This window comes from Streptomyces atratus (assembly GCF_900119365.1).
GTDB lineage: Bacteria > Actinomycetota > Actinomycetes > Streptomycetales > Streptomycetaceae > Streptomyces > Streptomyces atratus_B.
On the sequence record NZ_FPJO01000031.1, the window covers coordinates 1 to 24810 of the forward strand.

The window sequence follows — 24810 nt, forward strand, 5'->3', positions numbered from 1 at the left end:
AGTCGGCGGTGGCGTTCGGTGCGTTGCTGTCGGAGGGGATCGGGGACACGATCCGGGTGTCGTTGTCGGCGCCGCCGGCCGAGGAGGTCAAGGTCGGGATCCAGATCCTGGAGTCGCTGAATCTGCGTCAGCGGCGGCTGGAGATCGTGTCGTGTCCGTCGTGCGGGCGGGCGCAGGTGGATGTGTACAAGCTGGCGGACCAGGTGTCGGCGGGTCTTGAGGGCATGGAGGTTCCGCTGCGGGTGGCCGTGATGGGCTGTGTCGTCAATGGTCCGGGCGAGGCCCGTGAGGCGGACCTGGGTGTGGCGTCCGGCAACGGCAAGGGGCAGATCTTCGTGAAGGGCGAGGCCATCAAGACGGTGCCCGAGTCGAAGATCGTCGAGACGCTGATCGAAGAAGCCATGAAGATCGCCGAGGACATGGCAGAGGCGGGGACGCCGTCGGGAGTTCCCGCCGTCACCGTGAGCTGAGACAGAACCAGAGAGGGGGCCCGAGCGTGACGATTCTGGAGAGCATCCGGGGGCCGCACGATCTCAAGGCGCTGAACGGAGCACAACTCGGCGAACTCGCCGAAGACATCAGGCAGTTCCTCATCCAGGCGGTGGCCAGGACCGGCGGTCATCTGGGGCCCAACCTCGGGGTGGTGGAGCTCTCCATCGCCCTGCACCGTACCTTCGACTCGCCTGCCGACCGCATCCTCTGGGACACCGGGCACCAGAGTTATGTGCACAAACTGCTCACCGGACGGCAGGACTTCTCCAAGCTGCGCGGCAAAGGGGGCCTGTCCGGATACCCGTCCCGGGAGGAGTCCGCGCACGACGTCATCGAGAACTCGCACGCCTCGACCGTCCTCGGCTGGGCCGACGGCATCGCCAAGGCCCATCAGGTGCTGGGACGGAGCGACCATGTCGTGGCCGTCATCGGCGACGGGGCCCTCACCGGCGGGATGGCCTGGGAGGCGCTCAACAACATCGCCGCCGCGCGCGACCGGCCGCTGATCATCGTGGTGAACGACAACGAGCGCTCCTACGCCCCCACGATCGGCGGCCTTGCCAACCACCTCGCCACCCTCCGTACCACCGACGGGTACGAGCGCTTCCTCTCCTGGGGCAAGGAGGTGCTCCAGCAGACGCCCGTCATCGGACAGCCGCTGTACGAGTCGCTGCACGGCGCGAAGAAGGGGTTCAAGGACGCCTTCGCCCCGCAGGGCATGTTCGAGGACCTCGGGCTCAAGTACGTCGGGCCGATCGACGGCCATGACATCGCGGCCGTCGAATCGGCCCTGCACCGGGCGAAACGCTTCCACGGCCCGGTGCTGGTGCACTGCCTCACCGAGAAGGGCCGCGGCTACCCGCCCGCGCTCCTGGACGAGGCCGACCGCTTCCACACCGTCGGCGCGATGGACCCGCTGACCTGCGCGCCGCTCGCCCCGGCCGGCGAGCCCTCCTGGACCTCGGTGTTCGGGGACGAGATCGCCGCGATCGGCGCGGAGCGGCCGGACGTCGTGGTCATCACGGCGGCGATGCTGCACCCCGTCGGACTGACGAAGTTCGCCGAGGCGTTCCCCGACCGGGTCTGGGACGTCGGCATCGCCGAGCAGCACGCCGCCGTGTCCGCGGCCGGACTGGCCACCGGTGGCCTGCACCCGGTCGTCGCTGTCTACGCCACTTTCCTCAACCGGGCCTTCGACCAGCTGCTGATGGACATCGCGCTGCACCGGTGCGGGGTGACCTTCGTCCTCGACCGGGCCGGCGTCACGGGACCCGACGGGGCCTCGCACAACGGCATGTGGGACATGTCCGTGCTCCAGGTCGTCCCCGGGCTGCGGATCGCCGCCCCGCGCGACGTCGGCGAGCTCCGCGCCCAGCTCCGCGAGGCCGTCGACGTCGACGACGCACCCACCGTGATCCGGTTCCCCAAGGAGTCGGTGGGGGAGAAGGTCTCGGCGGTCGGCCGGATCGGCTCCATGGACGTGCTGCACCGGACGGAGGGCCCCGATGTGCTGCTCGTCGCCGTCGGGGTGCTCGCCCCGGTCTGTCTGAAGGCCGCCGATCTGCTGGCCGGGGCCGGACTGCGCTGCACCGTCGTCGACCCCCGCTGGGTCAAGCCGGTCGACGAGGAACTGCCCCCGCTCGCCGCCCGGCACCGGCTGGTCGCCGTCGTCGAGGACAACAGCCGGGCCGGGGGCGTCGGTTCGGCGGTCGGGCAGGCGCTGCGGGACGCCGGAGTCGACGTACCGCTGCGGACGTTCGGCATCCCCGAGCAGTTCCTCGCGCACGGCAAGCGCGCCGAGGTGCTGGCCGACATCGGGCTCACCCCGGTCGAGATCGCCGGACGGATCAGCGCAGCACTGGCCGCCAAGGAGGCGGCGACGAGGACCGAGGAGAGCGGGGAATGAAGGACGACGGGCCCAAGGGCTTCGACCTGGCGCGGCTCCTCGCGGAGCGCGGCGCCGAGCGCTACGAGCTGCACACGAAACACCTCAACCACCAGCTGCCCCGGATGCTCCGCACCATCGGCTTCGACAAGGTCTACGAACGGGCCGAGGGCGCACACTTCTGGGACGCGGACGGCAACGACTACCTGGACATGCTCGCCGGATTCGGCGTGATGGGCCTCGGCCGGCACCACCCCGTCGTACGCAAGGCCCTGCACGACGTACTGGACGCCTCGCTCGCCGACCTCACCCGCTTCGACTGCCAGCCGCTGCCCGGACTGCTGGCCGAGAAGCTGCTCGCGCACAGCCCGCACCTGGACCGGGTCTTCTTCGGCAACAGCGGCACGGAAGCGGTCGAGACGGCCCTGAAGTTCGCCCGCTACGCCACCGGCAGGCCCAGGATCCTCTACTGCGCCCACGCCTTCCACGGCCTGACGACCGGCTCCCTCTCGGTCAACGGGGAGGACGGATTCCGGGACGGCTTCGCCCCCCTGCTGCCGGACACCGCCATCGCGCTCGGCGACCTCGACGCGCTGCGGCGCGAGCTGAAGCGCGGTGACGTGGCGGCACTGGTCGTCGAGCCGATCCAGGGCAAGGGCGTCCACGCCGCGCCCCCCGGCTTCCTGCGGGACGCGCAGGAGCTGCTGCACAAGCACAAGGCCCTGCTCATCGCGGACGAGGTGCAGACCGGGCTCGGCCGGACCGGCGACTTCTACGCGTACCAGCACGAGAAGGGAGTCGAGCCCGATCTGGTCTGTGTCGCCAAGGCCCTCTCCGGCGGCTATGTGCCGGTCGGGGCGACCCTGGGCAAGGACTGGATCTTCCGGCGCGTCTACTCGTCGATGGACCGGGTCCTGGTCCACTCCGCGAGCTTCGGCTCCAACGCCCAGGCGATGGCGGCCGGGCTCGCGGTCCTCGCGGTGATGGAGGACGAGGCGACCGTCGACCGTGCGCGCCGCACCGGTGAGCTGCTGCGCGACCGGCTGACCGCACTGGTCGACCGCTACGAGCTGATGCACGAGGTGCGCGGGCGCGGGCTGATGATCGGCATCGAGTTCGGCCGGCCGTCCTCGCTCAAGCTGCGCAGTCGCTGGACCATGCTGCAGGCGGCCCGCAAGGGACTCTTCGCGCAGATGGTGGTGGTGCCGCTGCTCCAGAAGCACCGCATCCTCACCCAGGTCTCGGGCGACCATCTGGAAGTGATCAAGCTGATTCCGCCCCTGGTGATCGACGAGTCGGACGTCGACCGGTTCGTCACGGCGTTCACCGCTGTGATGGACGACGCACACAGCGGCGGTGGGCTGATGTGGGACTTCGGCAGGACACTGGTGAAGCAGGCGGTCGCCAACCGCTGACCGTTTTTGCCTGAGAGGCAAGATATTTGCCTCTCAGGCAGGATCCTGGCCCAATAGGTACATGAATCCTCCAGACGGAGGGGTGGCCGACGAGCTGCCCGGAGTCGCGCCACGCCTGCGCGATCTGCGCCGGAGCCGTGGTCTCACCCTGGAGACCGCCGCTCAGCGGGCCGGGCTCTCACCCGCCCATCTCTCCCGGCTCGAAACGGGTCGCCGCCAGCCTTCGCTGCCGATGCTCCTCGGTCTTGCCAGGATCTACGGTACGACGGTCTCCGAACTGCTCGGCGAGACGCCCCCGGAACGTGACGCGATCATCCGCGGCGGGAAGTTCGAGGGAGCCGAGGCGGACGGCTGGATGTACCAGCAGGCAGGCGGTTCCGGCCGGGCGATGCAGGCGCTCCGCGTCCGGGTTCCGCAGGCCGCGCAGAGCGATCTCGTGCGCGTCCATCCCGGCGAGGAATGGCTGTACGTGCTCGCCGGGCACCTGAGGGTCTGGCTCGGGGAGACCGTGCACGATCTCGCCCCCGGTGACAGCGCGCACTTCGACTCGCTCACCCCGCACCGGATCACCGCCGTCGACCGCGACGGCGCCGAGCTGCTCTTCGTCCACACCCTGCTGCTGAGCCCCGCTGCCGAGCTGTGCCTCGGCAGCGGCATCCACCGCCGCTGAGACCGGTCTCCGGTCGCCAGAGAGGACCGTCATGTCCGATTCGGAGAACTTCGACCCGCTCGGGTCGACCAAGAAGTACGAGGCCCAGGAGCGGAAGTTTCCGCGCGGCGTGGTGATCCGGCTGTTCGCCTACCTCATCGCCGGACACATCTTCGCGGCCTTCCTCTACCTGCTCTTCGCGGTGGCCGGCAAGGGCTGACCACCGCGACCGGGCGGCCCCGGCTACGCCTTGTCGAGGAGTCGGTCGCGCAGCCGCTCACGGGTCCCGGGGTCGAGCCCCAGCCCCTCGGAGAAGTAACGCTCCGTGCTGCCCCAGGTCTCGTCGATGGTGGCGAACGCCGCGGCGAGGTACTCGGCATGGGCGCCGAAGAGCGGATTCAGCAGTTCCATCACCTCGGCCGACATGCCGTCCGCCGAGGTGTCGCTGCGGCGCACCTTGTAGCGGCGGTGGGCGTCGTTGGACTTGAGGTAGTCGGCCTCGATGGCGTCGCGCTCGACGCCGACGGCGAGCAGGGACACCGCGATCGACAGACCGGCCCGGTCCTTGCCCGCCGCACAGTGCATCAGGGCGGGCACGCTGTCCTCGGCCAGGGCGTGCAGGACCCGGCTGTGCTCGGCGGTGCGGTCCCGGATGATCGAGCGGTACGAGGCGATCATCCGGTTCGTTCCCTTGCCGTCGCCGAGGACCGAGCGCAGCTGCTCGACATCGCCGTCGCGGACCATGTGCCAGAACTCCGAGCCGTCGGCCGGGTCGGAGAGCGGGATGCTCACATTCCGCACGCCGGGCAGCTCCACGTCCAGACCGTCGAGCCGGCGGTCGGCGGCATTGCGGAAGTCGAAGATCGTGTGCAGGCCGAGGCCGCCGAGGAGAGAGGCGTCCTCGGTCGTGGCGTGTGCCAGGTGTCCACTGCGGAAGAGCCGCCCGTGCCGCACCCGCCGGCCGTCCACGGTGGGCAGCCCGCCCACATCGCGGAAGTTGCGGACACCCGCCAGCTCGGGTTCCGTCGACGGTACCTGCGGCAACTGCTGCGTCACAGTGACTCCTGGGGTGTCCGGTGCCGACGCGGGTCGCCGGCGAGGCAACTTCCGCGACGATACGACATTGGTTCCTCAGGCAATCATCTCGCCCTTTCCCTGTCGATACCCGGGCGAACTCCGGTGCTCCGGTGGCGAATCCGATCAGTGAATTCCCCGCAAGTCCGTTGCCCATGCCCCACTGATGGTCGATGATGTGCGGAACTGTTGGAATGTGGGGATACGATGATCGAGACGGGCAACACCGGCCGGACCTGGCTGCTCACCGGGGCGGGCAGCAGCTATGCACTGCGACTGACCGAGCAGGACGAGCTGGTCCATCTGCACTGGGGGCCGAGGATCTCCCTCGCGGCGGCCGAGGCGCTGGCCGCGGCGCCGGAGCTCCCCTTCAGGGCCTTCGAGTCCCACCTCGACGGCCGGGAGGAGTATCCGGTGGAGGGCGGGCCCCGGTTCGTGCGCCCGGCGCTCTCGGTGCGTACCCCCGAGGTCCGGGGCACCGAGTGGGCCTTCGCCGACGCCTCGGTGGACGGGGACGAGCTGCGGCTCGGCTTCACAGACGCCGTGCACCGGCTCGCCCTCACCCTGCACTACCGGATGCGGGGCGACTGCGACGTCGTGGAGCGCTGGGCCACCGTCGCCCATGCCGGACCGGACGGCCCGCCGCTGGAACTGCTGCGCGCCGACGCGGCCGCCTGGTCGCTGCCGGCCCGCGACGGCTGGCGGCTGAGCCGGCTGCACGGACGCTGGGCGGCGGAGTCGCGGCTGGCGCGGGCGGAGCTGCTCCACGGCGAGAGCGTCATCTCCAGCCGGCGAGGCCACACCGGCCACCAGTACCTGCCCTGGGTCGCCCTGGACGCCGACGGCGCGGCGACCGAGGAGAGCGGCGAGGTGTACGGCTGTGCGCTCGGCTGGTCCGGCTCGTGGCGGATCTCCGTGCAGCGGCTGCCCGACGGGCTCGTGCAGATCACCGGCGGCGCCGGCTACGACGACTCGGGACTGCTGCGGCTCGCGCCGGGGGAGTCGTACACCACGCCCGTGTTCGCCGGGCTGTGGAGCGGTCAGGGGTTCGGCGGTGCGAGCCGCGCCTGGCACGCCTGGCAACTGGCCCATGTGATCCCGGACGCGGAGAAGTCGCGGCCGGTGCTCTACAACTCCTGGGAGGCGACGGGCTTCGACATCTCGCTGGACCAGCAGCGCGCCCTCGCCGTGCGCGCCGCCGCGATGGGTGCCGAGCTGTTCGTGGTGGACGACGCGTGGTTCGGGCAGCGGACCAGCGACCGGGCCGGGCTCGGCGACTGGACGCCGAATCCGGACCGCTTCCCCGACGGGCTGAAGCCGCTCGCCGACGAAGTGCACGGGCTCGGCATGAAGTTCGGAATCTGGGTCGAACCGGAAATGGTCAATGCCGACAGTGATCTCTACCGCGCGCACCCCGACTGGGTACAGCACTTCCCCGGGCGGGCGCGGACGGAGTACCGCAACCAGCTGGTGCTCAATCTGGCCCGCCCCGATGTGCAGGAATATCTCTGGGAGCAGCTGGACACACTGCTCTCCGAGACGCCCGTCGACTATGTGAAGTGGGATTTCAACCGCTGCTTCACCGATGCGGGCTGGCCGGGCGAGGAGTACCCGCAGAAGCTCTGGATCGAGCATGTGGACGCCCTGTACGCGCTGATCGACCGGCTCAGGGCCGCGCATCCCTCGGTCGCGTTCGAGTCCTGCTCGGGCGGCGGCGGCCGGATCGACCTGGGGATCCTGTCCCGTACGGACCAGGTATGGACCTCCGACAACACCGACCCGCTCGACCGTCTCGCCATCCAGGAGGGCTTCGGGCACATCCACCCGGCCCGGGTGATGGCCGCCTGGGTCACCGACAGCCCGAACCACCAGCTCAACGGCAGGGTCAGCTCGCTGCGCTTCCGGTTCGTGAGCGCCATGGCCGGTGTACTCGGGGTCGGCGGGGACCTCACCGAATGGAGCGAGGAGGAGCTGACCGAGGCGCGGACCTGGGTGGAGCTCTACAAGGAGATCCGGCCGGTCGTGCAGCACGGCGCGCTGTACCGGCTGCGTGAGCCGCGCGGCGGACTCAGTGCGGTCCAGTACGTCCACGGCGAGGAGACCGTGGTCCTGATGTGGCTGGAGGCGCAGCGGTACGGGGAGCGGCCCCCGGCCCTGCGGCTGCGCGGGCTCGACCCCGCGGCGATGTACAACTGCCTGGACACGGGGGCGGTGCATCACGGTTCGGCGCTGCTGCACCAAGGGCTGCACAGCGGACTCCAGGGGGATCTCGACGCGCGCGTGTTGCGCCTGCGGCGGGTGTGACAGAAGAGGGCATGTCCGTAATGCGGGCTTTTGTCTGAACATCACCCGTTTGTACGGGAGATGATCGCCGCCTCGTGAGCGGGATCATATCCGTGACGGTGTGTGGCGACAGGAGGGTTGGGCATTCCGTGCGCCGCGCGGAAAGCCAAGATCCGTAATCCACGGAGTGTGACCGGAATTCCGCGCCGATTTCCCCGGCGTGGAATCCGTAATGGAACCCGCCGCTTGTTCTCGTCGTCCCGACTCGCTTACGGTCACCGTCAATCCGGACGGACCGCCTAATCCTGCCGCCGCCCGGAATTCGTATCCACTCATCGCGTGGCAGGAGCGGGGGAACCAGGTAAGTCGCCGACCGGAGAAATCCGGCCGGCTCGGGGTGAAGTCGCACTCGGTGCGGCCGGGCATCTCCAGCCCGAACCCGACAGCTCACCTCGCAGGCGCCGGAGAGGAAATACGTCATGCCCATATCGGGTAAGCACCGCCGTACGAAGATCGGTCCCGTCGCCCGTGGCGTCGCCGCGGTCGGCGCCGGTGGCGCCGTCATCGCACTCCCGCTGCTCGGCGCCACCGGTGCCCACGCCGCGGAGCAGGCCGCCCCGGCCGCCGCCCCGCAGTCGGCCACCGCCGCCGCGCACGCCCAGCCGGTCACGCAGAAGCAGGCCGCCACCACGACGTACTCCGTCGTCTCCGGCGACTACCTGTCGAAGATCGCCGCCGAGCACAAGATCAAGGGCGGCTGGCAGCAGCTGTACCAGGACAACCGCAAGGTCGTCGGCGAGGACCCCGGCCTGATCTTCCCGGGCATGAAGCTGACCCTCGGAGCCAAGGCGGCCGGCAACGCCGCGCCCACCGGTGCCGGCACCGGCACCGGCCTCCCGTCGAAGGCGCCCTCCGCCGCCGCGGCGGCCGCTGAGAAGTCCGCCCCGGCCAAGTCCGTGACCGCCGCTCCGGAGACCAAGGCGGCCTCCGCCCCGGCCGCCCAGAGCAGCAGCTCCGGCTACGCCCACCCGGTCCCCGGCAACCACACCACCAACTACCGGGCCTCCGGCTCCAACTGGTCCAGCGGCAGCCACACCGGCATCGACTTCCCCGTCGCCACCGGCACCAGCGTGAAGGCCATCACCTCCGGTACCGTCGTCGCCGCGGGCTGGGGCGGCGCGTATGGCAACCAGGTCGTCATCAAGCACGCCGACGGCCACTACTCGCAGTACGGCCACATGTCCTCCCTCTCCGTCTCGATGGGCCAGAGCGTGAGCGCCGGTCAGCAGGTCGGTCTCTCCGGAGCCACCGGCAACGCCACCGGCCCGCACCTGCACTTCGAGGTCCGCACCGGCCCGGCGTACGGCTCGGACATCGACCCGATCGCCTTCCTGGCCTCGCACGGCATCTACGTCTGAGCCGAACGGCCGGGCAGCTGAGCAATACGGCATGACCTGAGCAACACAGGAGGGGCGGTGCGCGGCGGCGCACCGCCCCTCCTGCTTATTCCCCCTTTACCAAAACCTGACCGGGTGGTCTATCTCACCACCCGTCAACCCCTTATTACGGTCGCGTAGGTCACATTCGGCGGTGCAGGATAAGCGTTTGTGGCAGACGATTCGAGAAAAAATCAACGTGGCGTCAACAACCGACAGGGCGTCATCGGGTCGTACGCGGCGATTGGCGACAGCTTCACCGAGGGAGTCGGTGACCCCGGCCCGGACGGGACCTTCGTCGGCTGGGCGGACCGTTTCGCGGTACTTCTCGCGGACCAGCTCCCGGACCCCGATGCGGCGACGGGCACCGAAGGCTCCGCGCACGGCAATTTCAGGTACGCCAATCTCGCCGTACGAGGACGCCTCCTCGACCAGATCGTCGAGGAGCAGGTGCCGCGCGCCAAGGAGCTCGCACCCGACCTGGTCAGCTTCTGCGCGGGCGGCAACGACATCATCCGGCCGGGCACCGACCCCGACGACGTGGCCGAGCGCTTCGAGCGCGCCGTCGCCGAGCTGACCGGGGCGGTCGGCACGGTCATGGTCACCACCGGCTTCGACACCCGTGGCGTTCCCGTGCTGCGCCATCTGCGCGGCAAGATCGCCACGTACACCGCCCATGTGCGGGCCATCGCCGACCGCTACGACTGCCCGGTCCTCGACCTGTGGTCGCTGCGCTCCGTCCAGGACCGGCGCGCCTGGGACGACGACCGGCTCCATCTGTCGCCCGAGGGACACACCAGGATCGCGCTGCGCGCCGCCCAGGTCCTCGGCATCGACGTGCCGGCCGACCCCGACCAGGAATGGCCCCCGCAGGCGCAGCGAGGCACCCTCGAAGTACGGCGCGACGACATCCACTGGGCGCGCGAGTTCCTGGTTCCGTGGATCGGACGGCGGCTGCGCGGCGAATCCTCCGGCGACCACGTCGAGGCGAAGCGGCCGGACCTCCTGCCGCTCTAGACCAAGGGCAGGACAGGCCCTTGTCCGCACAGTCCCGCCGGACGTGCCCGAAGCTCAGGCACGTCCGGCGAGCAGCGGCGGCAGCGACGCCGGTATCCGCTCCAGCACACCGCCCGCGAAGACGTCGTACAGCGGCAGCGTCTCCAGGTGCACATAGCCGATGTGGCAGTCGCAGACCGCCAGCGGACAGGTGCGCGGACCGAGGGCCCGGCGGTAGCTCCCGTCGTAGAGATTGCCGAGCTCGGCCGGGACGAAATGGCAGCGCCGCACAGTGCCGTCACCGTCCACCGAGACGACCGACTCACCGGTCCTGCAGGGCAGCCCGGCCGACCGGTGCGGATGCCGGCTGTACGGGAAGAGCGGGTCGATGGCCGTCCAGCGGTCCGCCTCCTCGTCCGTGTAGGTGTGGCCCTCCGCTGCGTTCACCCAGAGATAGACCTCCTCCGGCAGCGCGGCGCGCAGCCGCCGCGCCTCGTCGAGATGGCCGTCGAGCCCGACGACACCGACACTGTGCCGGATGCCGAGCGCGGTCAGCTCCCGGCACTTGCTGAGGAACCGCTCGTACGGCGTCTGCCCCGGGTGGTACGTGCACCACAGCGCGATCTTCTCGCGGCCCGCCTCACCGGCCTCGGCCAGCCACCCCGTACGGCTGCTGATGTTGGTCTGGATCGCGACCCGTCGGATGTGCGGCAGCCGCGCCAGTTCGACCAGCGCACGGCGGTACCAGGAGCGGACCAGCCCCTCGCCCCACGGCGTGAAAAGCACCGAGATCCGGTCGCCGGTCTGCGCCGCGGCCCACGCCGTGAACCGCTCCAGCGCGGCACGGTCGGCCCGCAGCTGTTCCGGGCTGTCGCGCCGCTTGGCGAACGGGCAGTACGGACAGTCGTAGTCGCACGAAGCGAGCGGGCCGCGGTAGAGGATCGTCAGGTCCATGGGCGTGCTCACTTCAGCTCGTACGCGGCCATCGCGGCCCGCACATCGGGGGAGAACAGCTCCGGGCCCAGCGCGTCGGAGTGGGCCAGGCCCTCGGGGGAGAGCCGCAGCAGCCCGGACGCCCCGGCCGACGCGTCGAGCCAGCCGCGCGCCTCGAACCGGGCCAGATCGAGGGGGAAGTCGTCGGCCGGCGAGGTGCCGAACCGCTCCCGGTAGTCGGCCAGTCGCAGCCCCTCCGCCTGGAGGACCGACTGCAGGAGGTGGCGCCGGCGCGCCTCGTCGCCGTCCACGTACCGCCCGACCTCCGCGCGGGAGAAGTCCTCGGTGGCCGCGTAACCGTCGATGATCGCCCGCACCTCCCGCATCTCCACCGCGTAGTCGAAGGAGTAGTGCAGCTTCGTGGTGTACGAGCGGGCACCGCACCCCAGGCCGATCATGCCGTCGGTCTGGCAGGCGTAGTCGTCGGGGCCGTCGGTTCGTGGCGCGTCGGCGCGGCGGAACATCCGCATCGAAACCTGTTCGTAGCCGTGGGCCAGGAGATGGTCCCGGCCCGCGCGGTACAGCCGCAGCCGCTGCTCGTCCCAGGCCGCGTCCGCCGACGCCCCGCCGTCCGCGTCGAGCCGCCCGAGACCGGTCAGCGGACGCACGTACAGCGGGTACAGATACAGCTCCTCCGGCCGCCAGCCGAGCGCCGCGTCCAGCGAGGCGCGCCAGCTGTCCTCGGTCTGCCCGTCGATGCCGTAGATCAGATCGATGTTGAGGACCGGGATGCGGGCATCGCGTATCCGGTCCAGCGCCGCCTCCACATCGGCCCGCCGCTGCGGGCGGACCGCGGCACGTGCCTCCGCCTCGACGAAGCTCTGCACCCCGATGCTGATCCTGGTCGTGCCGCGGTCGGCGAGGACGGCCAGCCGGTCGGCCGTCGCGGTCGACGGCGACGTCTCGACCGACAGCGGGACGGACCGCAGCTCGGCGCCCATCCGCTTCTCCGCGATGTCGCAGAGCCGCTCCAGCTCCGCCGCGGTCAGGAACGTGGGCGTACCCCCGCCGAACGCGGCCGCGGCGAAACGAACCGGCTCCTCGTCACCCAGCGCCTCCCGGACCGCGGTCGCCTGCCGGTCCAGCGCGTCGAGATACCGGGTCGTCAGTTCGTCCGGGGCACCGATCCGCGTGAAGAGATTGCAGAAGCCGCAGCGGACCTCGCAGAACGGTATGTGCAGATAGAGCGAGAGCGCGTCCTTGCGCTCGGCCGCCCACAGCTCGCGCAGCGCCGGCCGGCCGGCGAGCGGCCGGTAGGCGGTCTTGTGCGGGTAGGCGTAGACATAGCTCAGGTACGGCCGGGTGGCCGGCGCGGCGGTGGTGGTGCTCATGGTGCGATGGCCCCCGGTTCCAGGAAGAAGTGCGCGTACGGAACGGTCCAGACGGACTCGTGACCCAGCCGGTGACCGGTGTAGCCGTCGTCCCCGTACGCCGTGCCGTGGTCCGAGCAGACGATGGCGAAACAGCGACGGCGGCTGCTCGCGGCGGCGAAGAGCCTGCCGATATGGGCGTCGACGTACTCAAGGGCCGCGGCGTGCGTGTCGCGGGAGTCGCCCGCCTCGCGGGTGGCTCCCGACCGGTGGAACCAGTTGGGCTGGTGCAGGGCGGACACATTGACGAAGAGGAACAGCCGCTGCTCCTCGGGGAGCCCGGCGACGACCTCCTCGGCACGGGCCACCTGTGCCTCGAAGGAGGTGGGCGACGCCACGCCGAACTCCGGCTCCCAGTGGCTCTCCTGGAACATGCCGGGCAGCACGGAACCGAGCGGCGCCTGCTTGTTGAAGAAGCCGACACCGCCGATGCACACCGTGCGGTAGCCCACGCCGGCGAGGCCGGAGAGCAGATCGGGCGTGTCGAAGACGAAGGTGCCCGAAGCGGTGGACTCACTGCCCGCGAAACGCGCCGCGAACAGCCGGGGGTGCGGCCCCTGCCCCGCCGGTGTGGGCAGGAATCCCGCGAAGATCGCCTGGTGGGAGGCGTAGGTGAAGCTTCCCGGCGCATGCCGCTTCTCCCAGACGCCGCCCGGCAGATGGCGTGCCAGATGCGGGATCCGGCCCGCGGCGGCGAGCTCCGCCGCCACGTCGTGGCGCAGCGTGTCGAGGGTGACGAGCAGCAGATCGTGGCTGCCCACGATCTCGCTCATGTCCGGGTTCCGGGCGTCCACGGGGGTGCGCGGGGTGTCAGGAAGTGGCGGTTGCACGGTGGTTCCTTGCTGTGTTCATTACGGCGGCGACCTGCGCCGCATAGGTGTCCAGGCCCTCGGCGCCGCTGTCCGCAAGACCGGTCAGCCGCGGCAGGAGATCGCCGAAGGCGTTGACCTCGCCGACGGCGAAGCGCCGCCAGCCGGTCGCGGGCAGCAGATCGACGCCCACACACAGGGTGTCCGGGAAGCACGCCGCAGCCCGTTCGCACACGGCCAGGGCATCGTTCCAGCTGCCGCCCGCCGCCTCGACGGAGGTGCGGACCTCGTCGAGATCCCCGCGCTCGCCGCCGAGGTGGAGGTTGGTCATGGGGGAGCGGCTGGTGCGCACCACGGCGTGGGTGGCCCGGCCCGCCACCACCACGACCCGCAGATCCGTCGCCCGGCCCCGCCGGGTGGCCTTGGGCAGCCAGCGCTCGATGTGCAGCCCGTCCGGTGCGAGCGCATCGACGAGCGCCGCGACCTCCCGCTCCGTCGTGACGCGGCGCACCCGCAGGGAGTTGAAGAGCCGGCCCGACGCGTCCCGCTCCACCGATGTGGTGGCCCGGACCCGGCCGGGGCCGGCCGTCTCCACGGCCAGGACTCCCGAGGCGGACGAGCCGTGCGCGAGCTTCACGAAGACCCTGGGCAGGCCGTGGTCCGCCATCCGCTCCCGTACGTCCGCCCAGTCCCGCACCACGGGCGCCGCGGCTCCCGAGGTCGGCGAGGCCGGGACCGGCACCCCGGCGCCGTGCAGCACTGCATGGCAGAGCCGCTTGTCGAACAGCACCGCCACATCGCCGGGATCGTCGAGCAGCACGGCACCGGCAGCGGCCGCCGTGCGCGCCACCTCCCGCACGGCCGCGGTGAACCGGGCGTACCAGAGGGCGGTGCCCTCGACCCGGGTCGGATCCCCGGCCGAGCGGAGCAGCCGCTCCACCTCGGCGTCCTCACCGGGAGAGTCCATCCGGACGGTCTCGCCGGGCAGGAAGCCGGCTTCGCCGCGCAGGACATCGAGCCAGGACACGACACGCGCCGCCGGCAGCCCGGCTCCGCGCACGGCGTCCTGGAAGAGCGTGACCCGGCGGTTGCCGGGCACCCCCACGACGGCGAAGTGCGGCGCCGGGCCGGGCGTACTACTCGCCGACGGCGACATAGCGGTCGATGTCCTCTTCCGGATCCCAGTACTCGACCTCGTCGATCTCGACGTTCACCCGGTCCGGACCGAGGAGGTCCCTCAGGCGGTCCACCAACGGGTCGCTCATGTAGTGGTGGTGCAGGTCCAGCGAGGTCAGGTGGGTGAGCGGCTGGCCCGAGAGCAGCGCTTCGGCCCCTTCGTCACCCAGGGTCCCCATCGAGAGGGAAAGCGTCTCCAACTGGGCGACGACCGGGGCGGAGGCCACGGCGGCCGCGATCTCGTCCTGGATCTCGCTGTTCCGCAGCCCCAGATGACGCAGGGCGGGGAACGCCGCACCGGACAGCAGCGGAGCGAGGTCCTCGACCCCGGTGTCACCGCCGTACTCGGTGACGCCGAGCCAGAGGTCGAGGCGCTCCAGCGCGGGCAGCTCGGAGGCGCCGATCGCCCGCACGAGCTCGGACGGAAGCCCGCCGGACTCGAACCGCAGCGACTTGAGCGACTTGTGCCGAACCGGCCGCAGACCGAGCGAAGGCCGGTCGGAGATCTGCTCGCCGCAGCCGCGGACCGTCAGCTCCTCCAGCTGCCCGAACGCCTCGACCACCGGCGTCACGTCGCACATCTCCAGCCACGACACCTCGCACTCCTCGCTGACGACGTCGGCGAGGAAGAGCGCCCGCAGGGACGGGAAACGGTCGGCATGACCGACCAGCAGATCGACGACCGGGGCGAAGGACTCGTACTCCTCCTGCCACCAGGGGCCGATCAGCAGGGCCCGCACCCGCGTCGTGTCGACCGTGTCGACGAAGTGCTGCCACAGCGGGCCGAACGTCAGATCGCCCTGCCAGGCACTCTCCAGCCGCCACGCGACCGAACCGGCCTCCGGCAGCGGTGTGCCGGGGGCCCGATCGGGACCGGGAAGGGTGTGGACGGGCAGTCCGTGGAATGACTCGGGATGATCGATGTCAGTCATGGCGCGTCACTCCGAGGCCGAGGTGTAGCGGCCTTCGATGCCGCGGTCGCCCCAGGGCTTCTCGCGCTCCGACACATCGACCCGCACGCCGTGCGGTTTCAGCGCCTCCGTGATCCGGCGTTCCATCGGCTCGGTCATGAAGTGGTGGTGCAGATCGAGCTTTTCGAGATGGGTCAGCGGCTGGCCGTCCAGCAGCGCCGCCGCGCCCTCGTCGCCCATGGTGCCGTTCGAGAGGTCGAGGACACGCAGCTGCGCGACGACCGGGGCGCTCGCGACGGCCGTCGCGATCTCGTTCTGCAACTCGCTGTTGCGCAGGCCGAGATGGGTGAGCTGGGGGAAGCGGGTGCCGGAGAGCAGCGGGGCCAGGTCGGCCACATCGGCGTCGCCCCCGTACGCGGAGACACCGAGCCAGAGGTCGAGCCGCTCAAGCGCGGGCAGCTCGCTGTCCAGAATGCCCCGGATCACCCCGACCGGCAGACCGCCGGTCTCGATGGTCAGCGAACGCAGCCGCTCGTGCTTCGTGGGGGAGAAGACCAGGTCGGTGCCGCCGCGCACGCCCAGTTCGAGCAGACCGGGGAAGGCCTTCAGCAGCGCCGTGACATCCGACTGCTCGATCCACGAGATCTCGTTCTCCTCCGAGATCATGTCGCCGACGAAGACGGCCTCCAGCGAGGTCAGCCGGTCGGCGGCGGCGATGATCAGATCGATCGGGTAGGACGAGTCCTCCTCGTACGACTCGCCCCACTGACCGACGATCAGGGCCCGCACCCCGGCCGGGTCGACCGCCTTCAGGAATGCCTGGAAGGCCTCCTCCCAGGTCATCTCGGACTCGTCGTCGTACGGATCGACCGATATGCGCCAGGCTGCCGCGTCGGCGGCCTGCACGGGCACCTCACCCGTCGCGTGCTGGAAGTCGACAGTGGGCAGGCCGAGCAACTCGTGCAGATGGTCCACACCGGACATGACCGTGAGCTCCTGGTACTGGGGGAACGGCTGATGCCCACAAGGTTTATCAAGCGGCACTGACAACGGGGCGACCGGGACCGCCGCGACGGGGCGCCGGTCGATTGTCAGACCCTCCCCGTAGCGTTTTCTCCGTGGCCGGCACAGCGGGTGCGGCCATCGAGGGGAGACGTCTGTGTACCGGCAGGGCGATGTACTGATCGTGTCGTTGGACGAGTCGGCGGTGCCCGCGCATCTCGTGGACGCGCCGGGCGAGCCGAGGGACGGCAAGGGCCGCATGGTCCTCGCGCTGGGCGAGGTCACCGGCCATGCCCACGCGGTCCAGGGGCCGGGCCGGCTGATGCGCGAGGCGGGGGCGTTCGGGCCGATGCTGCTCCACCTTCCCGAGGGCGGCCGGGTGGTGCACGAGGAGCACGCGGCGATACCGCTGTCCAAGGGCTGGTACCGCGTGGTGCGCCAGCGGGAGTACACACCGGGCGCGGTCCGCATCGTCGCGGACTGACGGTGGCCGGGAAGGGACCCGGAGGTCCCGCGGCGCACCGGATCACCGTGGCGCACAGCGCGCCACGAACAAGACAGAACACAGAACCAGAACACAGGGGACGGGGAAGACCGATGCAGTACGTGGACTCATGGCGGACCGTGGCAGCGGCGACCGGCGCGGCAGACCGGTCCGCGGCCGAGGACGGGCTGCGGCTCGCCTACCGCAGCGCAGGACTCGCCGAGCCGGAGCGGATCGTCTGGGTCGACTCGCCCAGGGCCGCCGTGGAGGCCGTCGAGAAGCTCGTCGACGCCGGACGCTCGGTGCGCGACGAGGTGCGGACCCGGCCCTGGGCGCAGGAGCGTCGCCGGATGTACGACGAACTGGGCCCGGCGGGCTGGTCCGCGCTCTGGTCCGCCACGGGCGCACAGCTCTGGGAGACCACGGCGGCACTGGCCGACCGGATCAGGGCCGGTGTCGTCGCGGACCTCGCCGGGCGCCCCGAGGACGAGTCCGATGTCCGGCTGGTGCTGCTCGACGCGGTCCTGGGCCAGCACGACGCGGCCTGGCTCGCCGCTTTCGACGGCCGGGGCGACCGGCTCGACGGCCTGGCCGAGGTGGCCAGGCACGCGGGCTGGTGGTGGCCCTACGAGCGCGTCGTGGTGATCAGCGAGCGCCCGGAGGCGCTGTACCGGGACGAGGCGGGCAGGCTCGACCGCGGGGACGGCCCGGCGCTCGCCTACCGCGACGGTTTCGCGCTCCACGCCTGGCGCGGCATGCCCGTGCCCGCCGAGTTCCTGGACGAGCTGAACTCCCTCACCCCGAAGCGGATACGCGAGGAGGAGAACGCGGAACTGCGCCGCGTGATGCTGGAGTTCTACGGATACGACCGCTACCTCACCGAGTCCGGCGCCGAGCCGGTCCACCGCGACGAGACGGGCGTCCTGTGGCGCATCGCGATGGACGGCGACGAGGACGTGGTGATGGTCGAGGTGGTCAACTCCACCCCGGAGCCGGACGGCACGCACCGCGTCTACTGGCTGCGGGTGCCGCCGGGCACGAGGACCGCGAAGGACGGTGTGGCGTGGACGTTCGGACTTCAGGGCGACGCGTACGCTCCGGTGCGCCAGACCTGACCGCCGCCGGCCGCCCGGATCGCGCGGCCGGACCGTCGCCCGGACCGCCGTCGGGGCGGGCGGGGTCAGGCCGTCAGTGCCTCGTGGTCGATGCCCAGTTCGCGGGCGAGTGCCTCGTCGGTCCAGGCCAGCATCGTGGCCCGGGAGAGCGGACCCGCGTACGACGTCGTCTGCACGGCCAGGCCGTCCAGCAGGGCGGTCAGCCGCCAGGCCGCGGACATCGGGTCGTCGCAGTGGAACTCACCGGCGGCGGCGCCCTCTTCGATGACCTCGGCCAGTTCCGCCTTCCACTGCTGGTCGAGATCGCCGGCCACATTGCGCAGCGCCGGATCGCGCAGCGAAGCGGACCAGGCCTCGATCCACAGCCGCCAGCCCTTGGCCTGTCCCGTCGGCGCGTACCAGCGGACGGCGGCGCGCAGCCGCCGTACCGCGCTGGTGCGGCGGCCGAGCACCTTGCGCAGCTGGGCGAGGTCGGCCTCGGCGGCATGTGCGAACGCTGCCGCGACCAGCTTCTCCTTGGTCGAGAAGTGGTAGAGCACGAGCGCGTTGCTCACTCCGAGCACGGCGGCCACATCGGCGATCCGTACCGCCGCGACGCCCCGTACCTCGATCTGTTCGACGGCAGCGCGCAGCAGCTCTTCACGACGCTCCGCCACGCTCAGGCGCACTCTTGCCACGGCGTCACCCTAGCGAATATGCCACGCACGGGAAGACCGGGGGGCGGAGCCGTCCACGACCCCGCCCCCCTCTTCAACCGGCGCCGGTCCGCGCCGTTGCCGGGGGTGCGGACGGGTCGGCGAAAAAGGGGGCTGTGGTCGGCGGCGGCGGGCAGTGTTCCACCGGCAAGGGCGGCGGCGAGCGCGGTGGCGCAGACCGCCATCCATCTGCTCCGTCTCATTCTCACCTCGTGAACTCGTCGGTTCTCAGGGGGTGGTGAGGTGAGAGTGTCAGGAACATGGCGAGCATGAGCCGGGTGCGGGCTGGCGGGTGGCCCATGGCAGCCACCCGCCGCACGGGCCGGGGAACCGAGGCGGAAGTACCGGCCGGGTTGCCGGGTCAGAGGTTCGCGGGGCGTTCCGCCTCGCACCGGTCCTTGAAGCCCTGACTGGTCAGGCCGAGAGCGGAATTCGACCGGGAGCGCATGTTCTCCACCGCGACCATCGTCGTGAGCTCGACGAACGCCGCCTCACCGAGCGCGGCCCGCAGCCGCTCCGCCAGCTCGTCCCCGGCCTCCGGCGGGGTGAGGCTCATCGCCTCCGCGTACTCCATGACGTCGCGCTCCAGCGGGGTGTACAGCTCGCTCTCCCGCCATACCGGCACATCGCGCAGCTTGCGCGGGTCCATGCCGTGGCGGTGGTTCTCCCAGTAGCCGAAGTCCATGCACCAGCTGCAGCCGATGGTGGCCGCCGACGCCATCACGGCCAGCGCCTTGAGCTGCGCGTCCAGCTTCTTCCAGCGGCTCACCGACAGCTCGAACCGGGCCCCGGCCCATAGCACCCCGGTGTGATGGGCGGAGGCCCGCAGCGGATCGATGACCTTGCCGTACGTACGGTTCGAGTACCACGACACGGCACGGAAGAGGAGGGAACGGGGCGGGTCGAGCGGGATTCGGGCGGTCATGGCCGGTCTCCTTCGGTACGGCTCCGGTGCCCCAGGGCGGCGCCGTGGGGCTGCTTGCACCGGTGTGACGGACGAGGGGCCCTCGGATGTGACATCGCGGTCCGGCCGGATGCGGAATCCTGCGGCGGGCACCGTCGTTGGATCCGGCATGACGGGATTCGACGCACGGCAGGGAGCGCTGCTCGGGCTGCTCGCCGAGGAGAACGGTGGAGTGCTCGTGACACTCAGGCGGGACGGCAGGCCTCAGCTGTCCAATGTCAACCACTTCTACTACCCCCAGGAGCGCATCGTCCGTGTCTCGATCACCGACGACCGGGCGAAGACGAAGAACCTCCGCCGCGACCCCCGGGCGAGCTACCACGTCACCAGCGCGGACCGCTGGGCGTGGACGGTCGTGGACGCCACCGCCGAGCTGTCCCCGGTCGCCACCGATCCGCACGACGCGACGGTGGAGGAGCTCATCGCCCTCTACCGCGACGTCCAGGGCGAACACCCCGACTGGGACGACTACCGCAGCGCGATGGTCCGGGACCGGCGCATGGTGCTGCGGCTCCACATCGACCACGTGTACGGGCAGCCGCGCGGCTGACGCGGCCCGGTCGGGCCGACGGCCCCGCGGTGCCTTCCGCCCTCGCGCCGTCGTACCCCCCGCCCATAATGAGACGAACCGACTCCCCAGGAGATGTTGTGACCGGCGCTGACCCCTTGCCTCCGCTCCGCACCCGGCTGCGTTCAATGCGCCCCGCCGCATTCGGCGCGGACCCGGGCGGTGCCCGCATGGAGCGCATCCGCCGCTCGCCCAACTTCGTGGACGGCGTCTTCCGGAACCCGGTGGGGGCGCGGACCAGTCCGTCCGGATCCGCCCTGGAGTTGGCCAAGGTCTACTTCCGCAAGGAGGAGCGGGCGCGACGGGCACCGGCCGGCACCGTGCCCGTCCATGCCACCACCTACGCCGATCTCGCCGAAACGCCCGCCACGGGGCTGCGGCTCACCTGGATGGGCCATTCCAGTGTGCTCGCCGAGATCGACGGGCGACGGGTGCTCTTCGACCCGGTCTGGGGCGAGCGCTGTTCCCCCTTCGCCTTCGCCGGGCCCAGACGACTGCACCCCGTCCCGCTGCCGCTCGCCGCGCTCGGGCCGGTGGACGCGGTGGTGATCTCGCACGACCACTACGACCACCTCGATCTGCCGACGATCCGGGCCCTCGCCGGCACGGACACGGTGTTCGCCGTCCCGCTCGGTGTCGGCGCCCACCTGGAACGGTGGGGCGTGTCCGCCGACCGGATGCGCGAACTGGACTGGAACGAGACCACGAAGATCGCCGGGCTCGGCCTGACCGCCGCTCCGGCGCGTCATTTCTGCGGCCGCGGCCTGCGCAACCAGCAGCACACGCTCTGGGCGTCCTGGGCCGTCGCCGGTCCCGAGCACCGCATCTACCACAGCGGCGACACCGGCTACTTCCCCGGCTTCAAGGACATCGGCGCCGAGCACGGCCCGTTCGACGCGACGATGATCCAGATCGGTGCCTATTCCGAGTACTGGCCCGACATCCATATGACACCGGCCGAGGGAATGCGGGCTCATCTGGATCTCCAGGGCGGCAAGCCGCTCGGGGCGATGCTGCCGATCCACTGGGCCACGTTCAACCTCGCTCCGCACCCGTGGGCCGAGCCGGGTGAGGGCACCCTCGCCGCGGCGCAGGACGCGGGCGCCCGGATCGCCCTGCCGCGGCCCGGTGAGCCCTTCGAGCCCACGGCGCGGACCGTTCCTTCCGAACCCTGGTGGCGCGAGGTGGCTCCGCAACCGCTTGAGTGCCGGCCCGCGGGTGCGGCCCGGATCACGGACCTGTCGGCCGATCTGCCGGGTGACAAGCGCCGGGCGTCCGAAGGTGCGGAGGCCGACCACGCCGAGGTGGCGCCGAGCGCGTAGCGGCGTACGGATCACGTGGGGGACATCAGGCGGCTCGGCCCGTCCGGCGCGACCGGACGGGCCGAGCCGTTTCCTGTGTTCAGGGGTTCGTATCCGTAGGCCGTTCGGGTGTCCGCCGACCAGGTGTCAACGCGAAGTAATCGGTCGACTGTGCGAGAGCTCATACCAGAGCGGGACGGATGGCGGGCAAGTTCGACAACTGCCCGCCGAACCCGCGCGATCGACGACTACCGTGTGTGGCCGGTGATCAACGGTGGGCTCATAACTTTCGAGCCTGCCCGACCGATGAACCGAGCCTGACCGACCACCGTAGGTGCCACCGCATGAACGCCGATTCCAGGTGCCCCACGTACCGAGGACACTGATGTCTCAACTTCGCGCACCCGAAGCGCGACCGGAACGCCGAGAGGGCGGACGGCACGGCCGACCGGGTGCCCGTTCCCACTCGGCCACGGGCAGGCCGCGTGCCGCCCAGCCGTCCCCCGAGGCGCGTATACGCCCCCAGATCCTGCGCACCGCGGTGCTGCCGACCCTCGTAGCGGTACTGAGCGGAGCCGCAGCGGTCATCTTCACCGCCCGCTCCACCGGAGCCCGGCCCTCCACCGAACTCTGGATCGCGCTGGGCGTGGCCGGTGCGCTGGCGCTCGCCGCGGTACTGGCCGCGTACCTCGCCGCCAACCGCGTAGCCACCACCGTCTTCGGCCGCTGCCTGGCACTCCGCCGCGCCTGCGCCCAGGGCCAGGCCGAACTGCAACGAGTGGTGGAACAGCTCCGCAACGGCGAACCGGTGACCGCGCGCAGGCCCACCGAGCCCGCCGCCCCGGGCAGCGACGCCTTCGAACTGCTCGCCCGGGAACTCGGCCGCCAGCAGGAAGCCGCCGTGGCCGCGGTCGTCCAGGCGTCCCGGCTCTTCGACCGCTCCGGCGAGGACCAGAAGGTCGAGGTCTTCGTCAATCTCGCCCGCCGGCTCCAGTCGCTGGTGCACCGCGAGATCCAGCTCCTCGACGAGCTGGAGCACGAGGTCGAGGACCCCGATCTGCTCAAGGGTCTCTTCCACGTCGACCACCTCGCCACCCGCATCCGCAGGCACGCCGAGAACCTCGCCGTCCTCGGTGGCGCCGTGTCCCGGCGGCAGTGGAGCAATCCGGTCACCATGACCGAGGTCCTGCGCTCGGCGATCGCCGAGGTCGAGCAGTACCCCCGGGTCAAGCTCGTCCCGCCGATCGGCGGCACGCTGCGCGGCCACGCCGTGGCCGACGTGATCCATCTGCTGGCCGAACTGGTGGAGAACGCAACCGTGTTCTCCGCACCCCACACCCAAGTGCTGCTGCGTGCCCAGCAGGTCACCGCCGGACTGGCCCTCGAAGTGGAGGACCGCGGGCTGGGCATGCCGGGCAACGAGCAGAGGCGGATGAACGCCCTGCTCGCCGACCCCGACCAGGTCAACGTGGCCCACCTGCTCCAGGACGGCAGGATCGGCCTGTTCGTCGTCGCGTCACTGGCCCGCCGGCACGGCATCGCGGTCCGGCTCCAGAGCAATATCTACGGAGGCACGCAGGCCGTACTCGTCCTCCCGCAGTCCCTGCTGGGCGTGGAAGGGGACGCCCCCGCCGCGGAAGGCTCGGCCCCGGTCCCGGCCCCGGGTCCCGTGCACCGTCCACCGGCCGAGGACGAAAGGGGCGGCCACCACAGGCCGAACCCGAGCCCGAGCCCGGGCCCCGGCCCGGGCCTGCAGCCGAGCGCCGGACGTCAGCCCTACGTGCCCAGCCAGCCGCTGCGCCTGCACCAACCGCCCCAGCAGGCACAGGGCCAGGGCGAGGCGCCACCGCTCCCGCTGCGCGCCGAGCGCCTCGACCGCCCCACCCCGGCCGAGGCCGGCCCCGGAATCCGGTCCACGGACGACGTCCCCGACGCTCTCCACTCCGAGCCCGGAGTGGTACGCGGCACCATGGGCCGGCCCCAGTTGCCCCGGCGCGCCAACCAGGAGCACCTGGTCCCGCAGCTCAGGGAGGCACCGGCCCCGCGCACCGAGGACGAACAGGCCCTGCACGACCCGGGACTCGTGGCGGCCTTCCGGCGAGGCATCGAACTCGCCGAGGCCCGCAGCGAATCCGAGGGCGACCCCGCCCCGGAACCGGACACGGGCCTGGAGACGGCGGCAGCCCCGCAGCCCTGGCAGTCCCGAACCCCGCTCGAACCGCTGCCGGTACGCGGACTCACCGCGACCACCGCCCCGTACCCCTCGGCCCCGGCCTCGTACCCCTCGGCCCCGGACCAGGACGCGGCCCCGGCCGACGACCACCTCAAGACGAACACCTCCAAGGAGTAGATGCACCATGGCGACCGATATGCCGTCCGGTCAGGTCTCGGACCTCGACTGGTTGCTGAGCGGACTGGTCCAGCGTGTCCCGTACACACGCAGCGCGGTTCTCCTCTCCGCCGACGGGCTGGTGAAGTCCCTTCATGGCATGGACGCCGACAGCGCCGACCACATGGCGGCGCTGGCCGCCGGCCTGTACTCGCTCGGCCGCAGCGCGGGCGCGCGCTTCGGCGACAGCGGCGAGGTGCGGCAGGTGGTGGTCGAACTCGACTCGACCCTGCTGTTCGTCTCCACCGCCGGGTCCGGCACCTGCCTCGCCGTCCTCGCCGGACGCGAGGCGGACGCGGCGGTGCTCGGCTACGAGATGACCATGCTGGTCAAGAGCGTCCGGCCCTATCTGATGACGCCGGTGAGACAAGCGGCCGGGACACCCGGCGCCACGGGGCTGTGAGGGTGTCGGTCCCGCAGGACGGGCCGCTGCTCGACGACGCGGCCGGCCGGCTCATCCGCCCGTACACCGTGAGCAACGGCCGTACCCGTCCGACGACCGTGCTCGATCTGCTCTCCCTGGTCATGGCCACGGGGACCGAACCGCAGATACATCTCGGTCCCGAGCACTCCGTCGCTCTGGGGCTGTGCGGCGGCCCCACCTCGGTGGCCGAGATCGCTGCCCATCTGCGGTTGCCCGCAGTCGTCACCAAGGTGCTCGTCTCCGACCTGGTCGACTGCGGGGCAGTGACCGCGCACCCGCCCGCCTTCCATGACACGCCCACCGACCGATCTCTGCTGGAGGCAGTGCTCGATGGCTTACGACGACAGCTCTGACGGCTTCGGCAGCTCTGCCGCGTACG

24 protein-coding genes and 1 riboswitch are annotated in these 24810 nt (G+C 71.1%); of the genes, 15 read left to right on the forward strand and 9 right to left on the reverse strand.

Going from position 1 to position 24810, the window contains the following annotated elements; translation table 11 throughout:
• The 5 genes from BT364_RS32885 to BT364_RS41975 form a co-directional block, all read left to right on the forward strand.
• Nucleotides 1-470, forward strand: a 470-nt coding sequence (locus tag BT364_RS32885; protein WP_177328334.1) for a flavodoxin-dependent (E)-4-hydroxy-3-methylbut-2-enyl-diphosphate synthase, incomplete at its 5' end; no start/stop codon positions are given.
• Between the two features lie 26 nt (nt 471-496).
• A complete protein-coding gene (gene dxs / locus BT364_RS32890; protein WP_072488873.1) occupies nt 497-2398 on the forward strand; it encodes a 1-deoxy-D-xylulose-5-phosphate synthase in 1902 nt (633 codons plus the stop codon).
• Nucleotides 2395-3792, forward strand: a complete 1398-nt coding sequence (locus tag BT364_RS32895; RefSeq protein WP_072488874.1) for an aspartate aminotransferase family protein — start codon at nt 2395-2397, stop codon at nt 3790-3792. Before dxs ends, BT364_RS32895 begins: the two co-directional genes overlap by 4 nt.
• Before the next feature lie 61 nt (nt 3793-3853).
• Nucleotides 3854-4462: a helix-turn-helix domain-containing protein gene (locus tag BT364_RS32900; protein ID WP_072488875.1), complete on the forward strand. Its 609-nt coding sequence runs from the start codon at nt 3854-3856 to the stop codon at nt 4460-4462.
• A gap of 31 nt (nt 4463-4493) precedes the next feature.
• Nucleotides 4494-4661, forward strand: a complete 168-nt coding sequence (locus tag BT364_RS41975; RefSeq protein WP_177328335.1) for a DUF6126 family protein — start codon at nt 4494-4496, stop codon at nt 4659-4661.
• Between the two features lie 23 nt (nt 4662-4684).
• On the opposite strand, the gene BT364_RS32905 is transcribed toward BT364_RS41975, so the two are convergent.
• The gene (locus BT364_RS32905; protein WP_072488876.1) at nt 4685-5497 is read right to left on the reverse strand and encodes a tyrosine-protein phosphatase; all 813 of its coding nucleotides are present in this window, start codon (nt 5495-5497) and stop codon (nt 4685-4687) included.
• Nucleotides 5498-5722: 225 nt separating this feature from the next.
• On the opposite strand from BT364_RS32905, the gene BT364_RS32910 reads away from it, so the two are divergent.
• The 3 genes from BT364_RS32910 (at nt 5723) to BT364_RS32920 (ending at nt 10251) form a co-directional block, all read left to right on the forward strand.
• On the forward strand, nt 5723-7819 hold the full coding sequence (locus BT364_RS32910) for an alpha-galactosidase (protein ID WP_072488877.1): 2097 nt from the start codon (nt 5723-5725) through the stop codon (nt 7817-7819).
• Between the two features lie 298 nt (nt 7820-8117).
• A riboswitch (cyclic di-AMP (ydaO/yuaA leader) is annotated at nt 8118-8274 on the forward strand.
• Nucleotides 8275-8277: 3 nt separating this feature from the next.
• Nucleotides 8278-9216, forward strand: a complete 939-nt coding sequence (locus tag BT364_RS32915) for a M23 family metallopeptidase (RefSeq protein WP_072488878.1) — start codon at nt 8278-8280, stop codon at nt 9214-9216.
• Between the two features lie 189 nt (nt 9217-9405).
• Nucleotides 9406-10251 carry an SGNH/GDSL hydrolase family protein gene (locus BT364_RS32920; RefSeq protein ID WP_072488879.1) on the forward strand — a complete coding sequence of 282 codons (846 nt, stop codon included), beginning with the start codon at nt 9406-9408 and terminating at the stop codon, nt 10249-10251.
• A gap of 54 nt (nt 10252-10305) precedes the next feature.
• On the opposite strand, the gene BT364_RS32925 is transcribed toward BT364_RS32920, so the two are convergent.
• From BT364_RS32925 to BT364_RS32950, 6 genes are read right to left on the reverse strand one after another with little or no spacing between them, the layout of a single operon-like run.
• Nucleotides 10306-11184 carry an STM4011 family radical SAM protein gene (locus BT364_RS32925; RefSeq protein WP_072488880.1) on the reverse strand — a complete coding sequence of 293 codons (879 nt, stop codon included), beginning with the start codon at nt 11182-11184 and terminating at the stop codon, nt 10306-10308.
• A gap of 8 nt (nt 11185-11192) precedes the next feature.
• On the reverse strand, nt 11193-12554 hold the full coding sequence (locus BT364_RS32930) for an STM4012 family radical SAM protein (RefSeq protein WP_072488881.1): 1362 nt from the start codon (nt 12552-12554) through the stop codon (nt 11193-11195).
• The gene (locus BT364_RS32935) at nt 12551-13366 is read right to left on the reverse strand and encodes an STM4013/SEN3800 family hydrolase (RefSeq protein WP_072488882.1); all 816 of its coding nucleotides are present in this window, start codon (nt 13364-13366) and stop codon (nt 12551-12553) included. Before BT364_RS32935 ends, BT364_RS32930 begins: the two co-directional genes overlap by 4 nt.
• Before the next feature lie 37 nt (nt 13367-13403).
• Complete coding sequence (locus BT364_RS32940) at nt 13404-14558, reverse strand: STM4014 family protein (protein WP_072488883.1); 1155 nt, start codon at nt 14556-14558, stop codon at nt 13404-13406.
• A complete protein-coding gene (locus BT364_RS32945; protein WP_072488884.1) occupies nt 14539-15510 on the reverse strand; it encodes an STM4015 family protein in 972 nt (323 codons plus the stop codon). Before BT364_RS32945 ends, BT364_RS32940 begins: the two co-directional genes overlap by 20 nt.
• A 6-nt stretch (nt 15511-15516) precedes the next feature.
• Entirely contained in the window at nt 15517-16473 is a 957-nt protein-coding gene (locus BT364_RS32950; RefSeq protein ID WP_072488885.1) for an STM4015 family protein, read from the reverse strand.
• A 175-nt stretch (nt 16474-16648) separates the two neighbouring features.
• Between BT364_RS32950 and BT364_RS32955 the strand changes: the two genes are divergently transcribed.
• Together BT364_RS32955 and BT364_RS32960 are read left to right on the forward strand one after the other, a co-directional pair.
• Nucleotides 16649-16975 carry a hypothetical protein gene (locus tag BT364_RS32955; protein WP_072488886.1) on the forward strand — a complete coding sequence of 109 codons (327 nt, stop codon included), beginning with the start codon at nt 16649-16651 and terminating at the stop codon, nt 16973-16975.
• 113 nt (nt 16976-17088) lie between these two features.
• Nucleotides 17089-18090, forward strand: coding sequence for a DUF6745 domain-containing protein (locus BT364_RS32960; RefSeq protein ID WP_072488887.1), 1002 nt, complete (start codon nt 17089-17091; stop codon nt 18088-18090).
• 65 nt (nt 18091-18155) lie between these two features.
• Here BT364_RS32960 and BT364_RS32965 read toward each other — a convergent pair whose 3' ends face one another.
• Both BT364_RS32965 and BT364_RS32970 read right to left on the reverse strand, forming a co-directional pair.
• Nucleotides 18156-18746: a TetR/AcrR family transcriptional regulator gene (locus BT364_RS32965; protein ID WP_072488922.1), complete on the reverse strand. Its 591-nt coding sequence runs from the start codon at nt 18744-18746 to the stop codon at nt 18156-18158.
• A gap of 400 nt (nt 18747-19146) precedes the next feature.
• On the reverse strand, nt 19147-19710 hold the full coding sequence (locus BT364_RS32970; protein ID WP_072488888.1) for a carboxymuconolactone decarboxylase family protein: 564 nt from the start codon (nt 19708-19710) through the stop codon (nt 19147-19149).
• Between the two features lie 148 nt (nt 19711-19858).
• Between BT364_RS32970 and BT364_RS32975 the strand changes: the two genes are divergently transcribed.
• The 5 genes from BT364_RS32975 to BT364_RS32995 all read left to right on the forward strand — a co-directional run bounded on the left by BT364_RS32975 (nt 19859) and on the right by BT364_RS32995 (nt 24784).
• Nucleotides 19859-20299: a PPOX class F420-dependent oxidoreductase gene (locus BT364_RS32975; RefSeq protein WP_072488889.1), complete on the forward strand. Its 441-nt coding sequence runs from the start codon at nt 19859-19861 to the stop codon at nt 20297-20299.
• A gap of 98 nt (nt 20300-20397) precedes the next feature.
• Entirely contained in the window at nt 20398-21639 is a 1242-nt protein-coding gene (locus BT364_RS32980; protein ID WP_072488890.1) for an MBL fold metallo-hydrolase, read from the forward strand.
• 364 nt (nt 21640-22003) lie between these two features.
• Nucleotides 22004-23968 carry a sensor histidine kinase gene (locus BT364_RS32985; RefSeq protein WP_107408371.1) on the forward strand — a complete coding sequence of 655 codons (1965 nt, stop codon included), beginning with the start codon at nt 22004-22006 and terminating at the stop codon, nt 23966-23968.
• Between the two features lie 7 nt (nt 23969-23975).
• Complete coding sequence (locus BT364_RS32990) at nt 23976-24410, forward strand: roadblock/LC7 domain-containing protein (protein ID WP_072488891.1); 435 nt, start codon at nt 23976-23978, stop codon at nt 24408-24410.
• Between the two features lie 2 nt (nt 24411-24412).
• On the forward strand, nt 24413-24784 hold the full coding sequence (locus BT364_RS32995; protein WP_107408372.1) for a DUF742 domain-containing protein: 372 nt from the start codon (nt 24413-24415) through the stop codon (nt 24782-24784).
• Nucleotides 24785-24810 lie beyond the last annotated feature (26 nt).

Coding starts and splice junctions, on each gene's coding strand:
- BT364_RS32895 (WP_072488874.1), top strand. CDS start 2,395: ATGAAGGACGACGGGCCCAAGGGCTTCGACCTGGCGCGGCTCCTCGCG.
- BT364_RS32900 (WP_072488875.1), top strand. CDS start 3,854: ATGAATCCTCCAGACGGAGGGGTGGCCGACGAGCTGCCCGGAGTCGCG.
- BT364_RS41975 (WP_177328335.1), top strand. CDS start 4,494: ATGTCCGATTCGGAGAACTTCGACCCGCTCGGGTCGACCAAGAAGTAC.
- BT364_RS32910 (WP_072488877.1), top strand. CDS start 5,723: ATGATCGAGACGGGCAACACCGGCCGGACCTGGCTGCTCACCGGGGCG.
- BT364_RS32915 (WP_072488878.1), top strand. CDS start 8,278: ATGCCCATATCGGGTAAGCACCGCCGTACGAAGATCGGTCCCGTCGCC.
- BT364_RS32925 (WP_072488880.1), bottom strand. CDS start 11,184: ATGGACCTGACGATCCTCTACCGCGGCCCGCTCGCTTCGTGCGACTAC.
- BT364_RS32930 (WP_072488881.1), bottom strand. CDS start 12,554: ATGAGCACCACCACCGCCGCGCCGGCCACCCGGCCGTACCTGAGCTAT.
- BT364_RS32935 (WP_072488882.1), bottom strand. CDS start 13,366: ATGAGCGAGATCGTGGGCAGCCACGATCTGCTGCTCGTCACCCTCGAC.
- BT364_RS32940 (WP_072488883.1), bottom strand. CDS start 14,558: ATGTCGCCGTCGGCGAGTAGTACGCCCGGCCCGGCGCCGCACTTCGCC.
- BT364_RS32945 (WP_072488884.1), bottom strand. CDS start 15,510: ATGACTGACATCGATCATCCCGAGTCATTCCACGGACTGCCCGTCCAC.
- BT364_RS32950 (WP_072488885.1), bottom strand. CDS start 16,473: ATGTCCGGTGTGGACCATCTGCACGAGTTGCTCGGCCTGCCCACTGTC.
- BT364_RS32960 (WP_072488887.1), top strand. CDS start 17,089: ATGCAGTACGTGGACTCATGGCGGACCGTGGCAGCGGCGACCGGCGCG.
- BT364_RS32970 (WP_072488888.1), bottom strand. CDS start 19,710: ATGACCGCCCGAATCCCGCTCGACCCGCCCCGTTCCCTCCTCTTCCGT.
- BT364_RS32975 (WP_072488889.1), top strand. CDS start 19,859: ATGACGGGATTCGACGCACGGCAGGGAGCGCTGCTCGGGCTGCTCGCC.
- BT364_RS32985 (WP_107408371.1), top strand. CDS start 22,004: ATGTCTCAACTTCGCGCACCCGAAGCGCGACCGGAACGCCGAGAGGGC.
- BT364_RS32990 (WP_072488891.1), top strand. CDS start 23,976: ATGGCGACCGATATGCCGTCCGGTCAGGTCTCGGACCTCGACTGGTTG.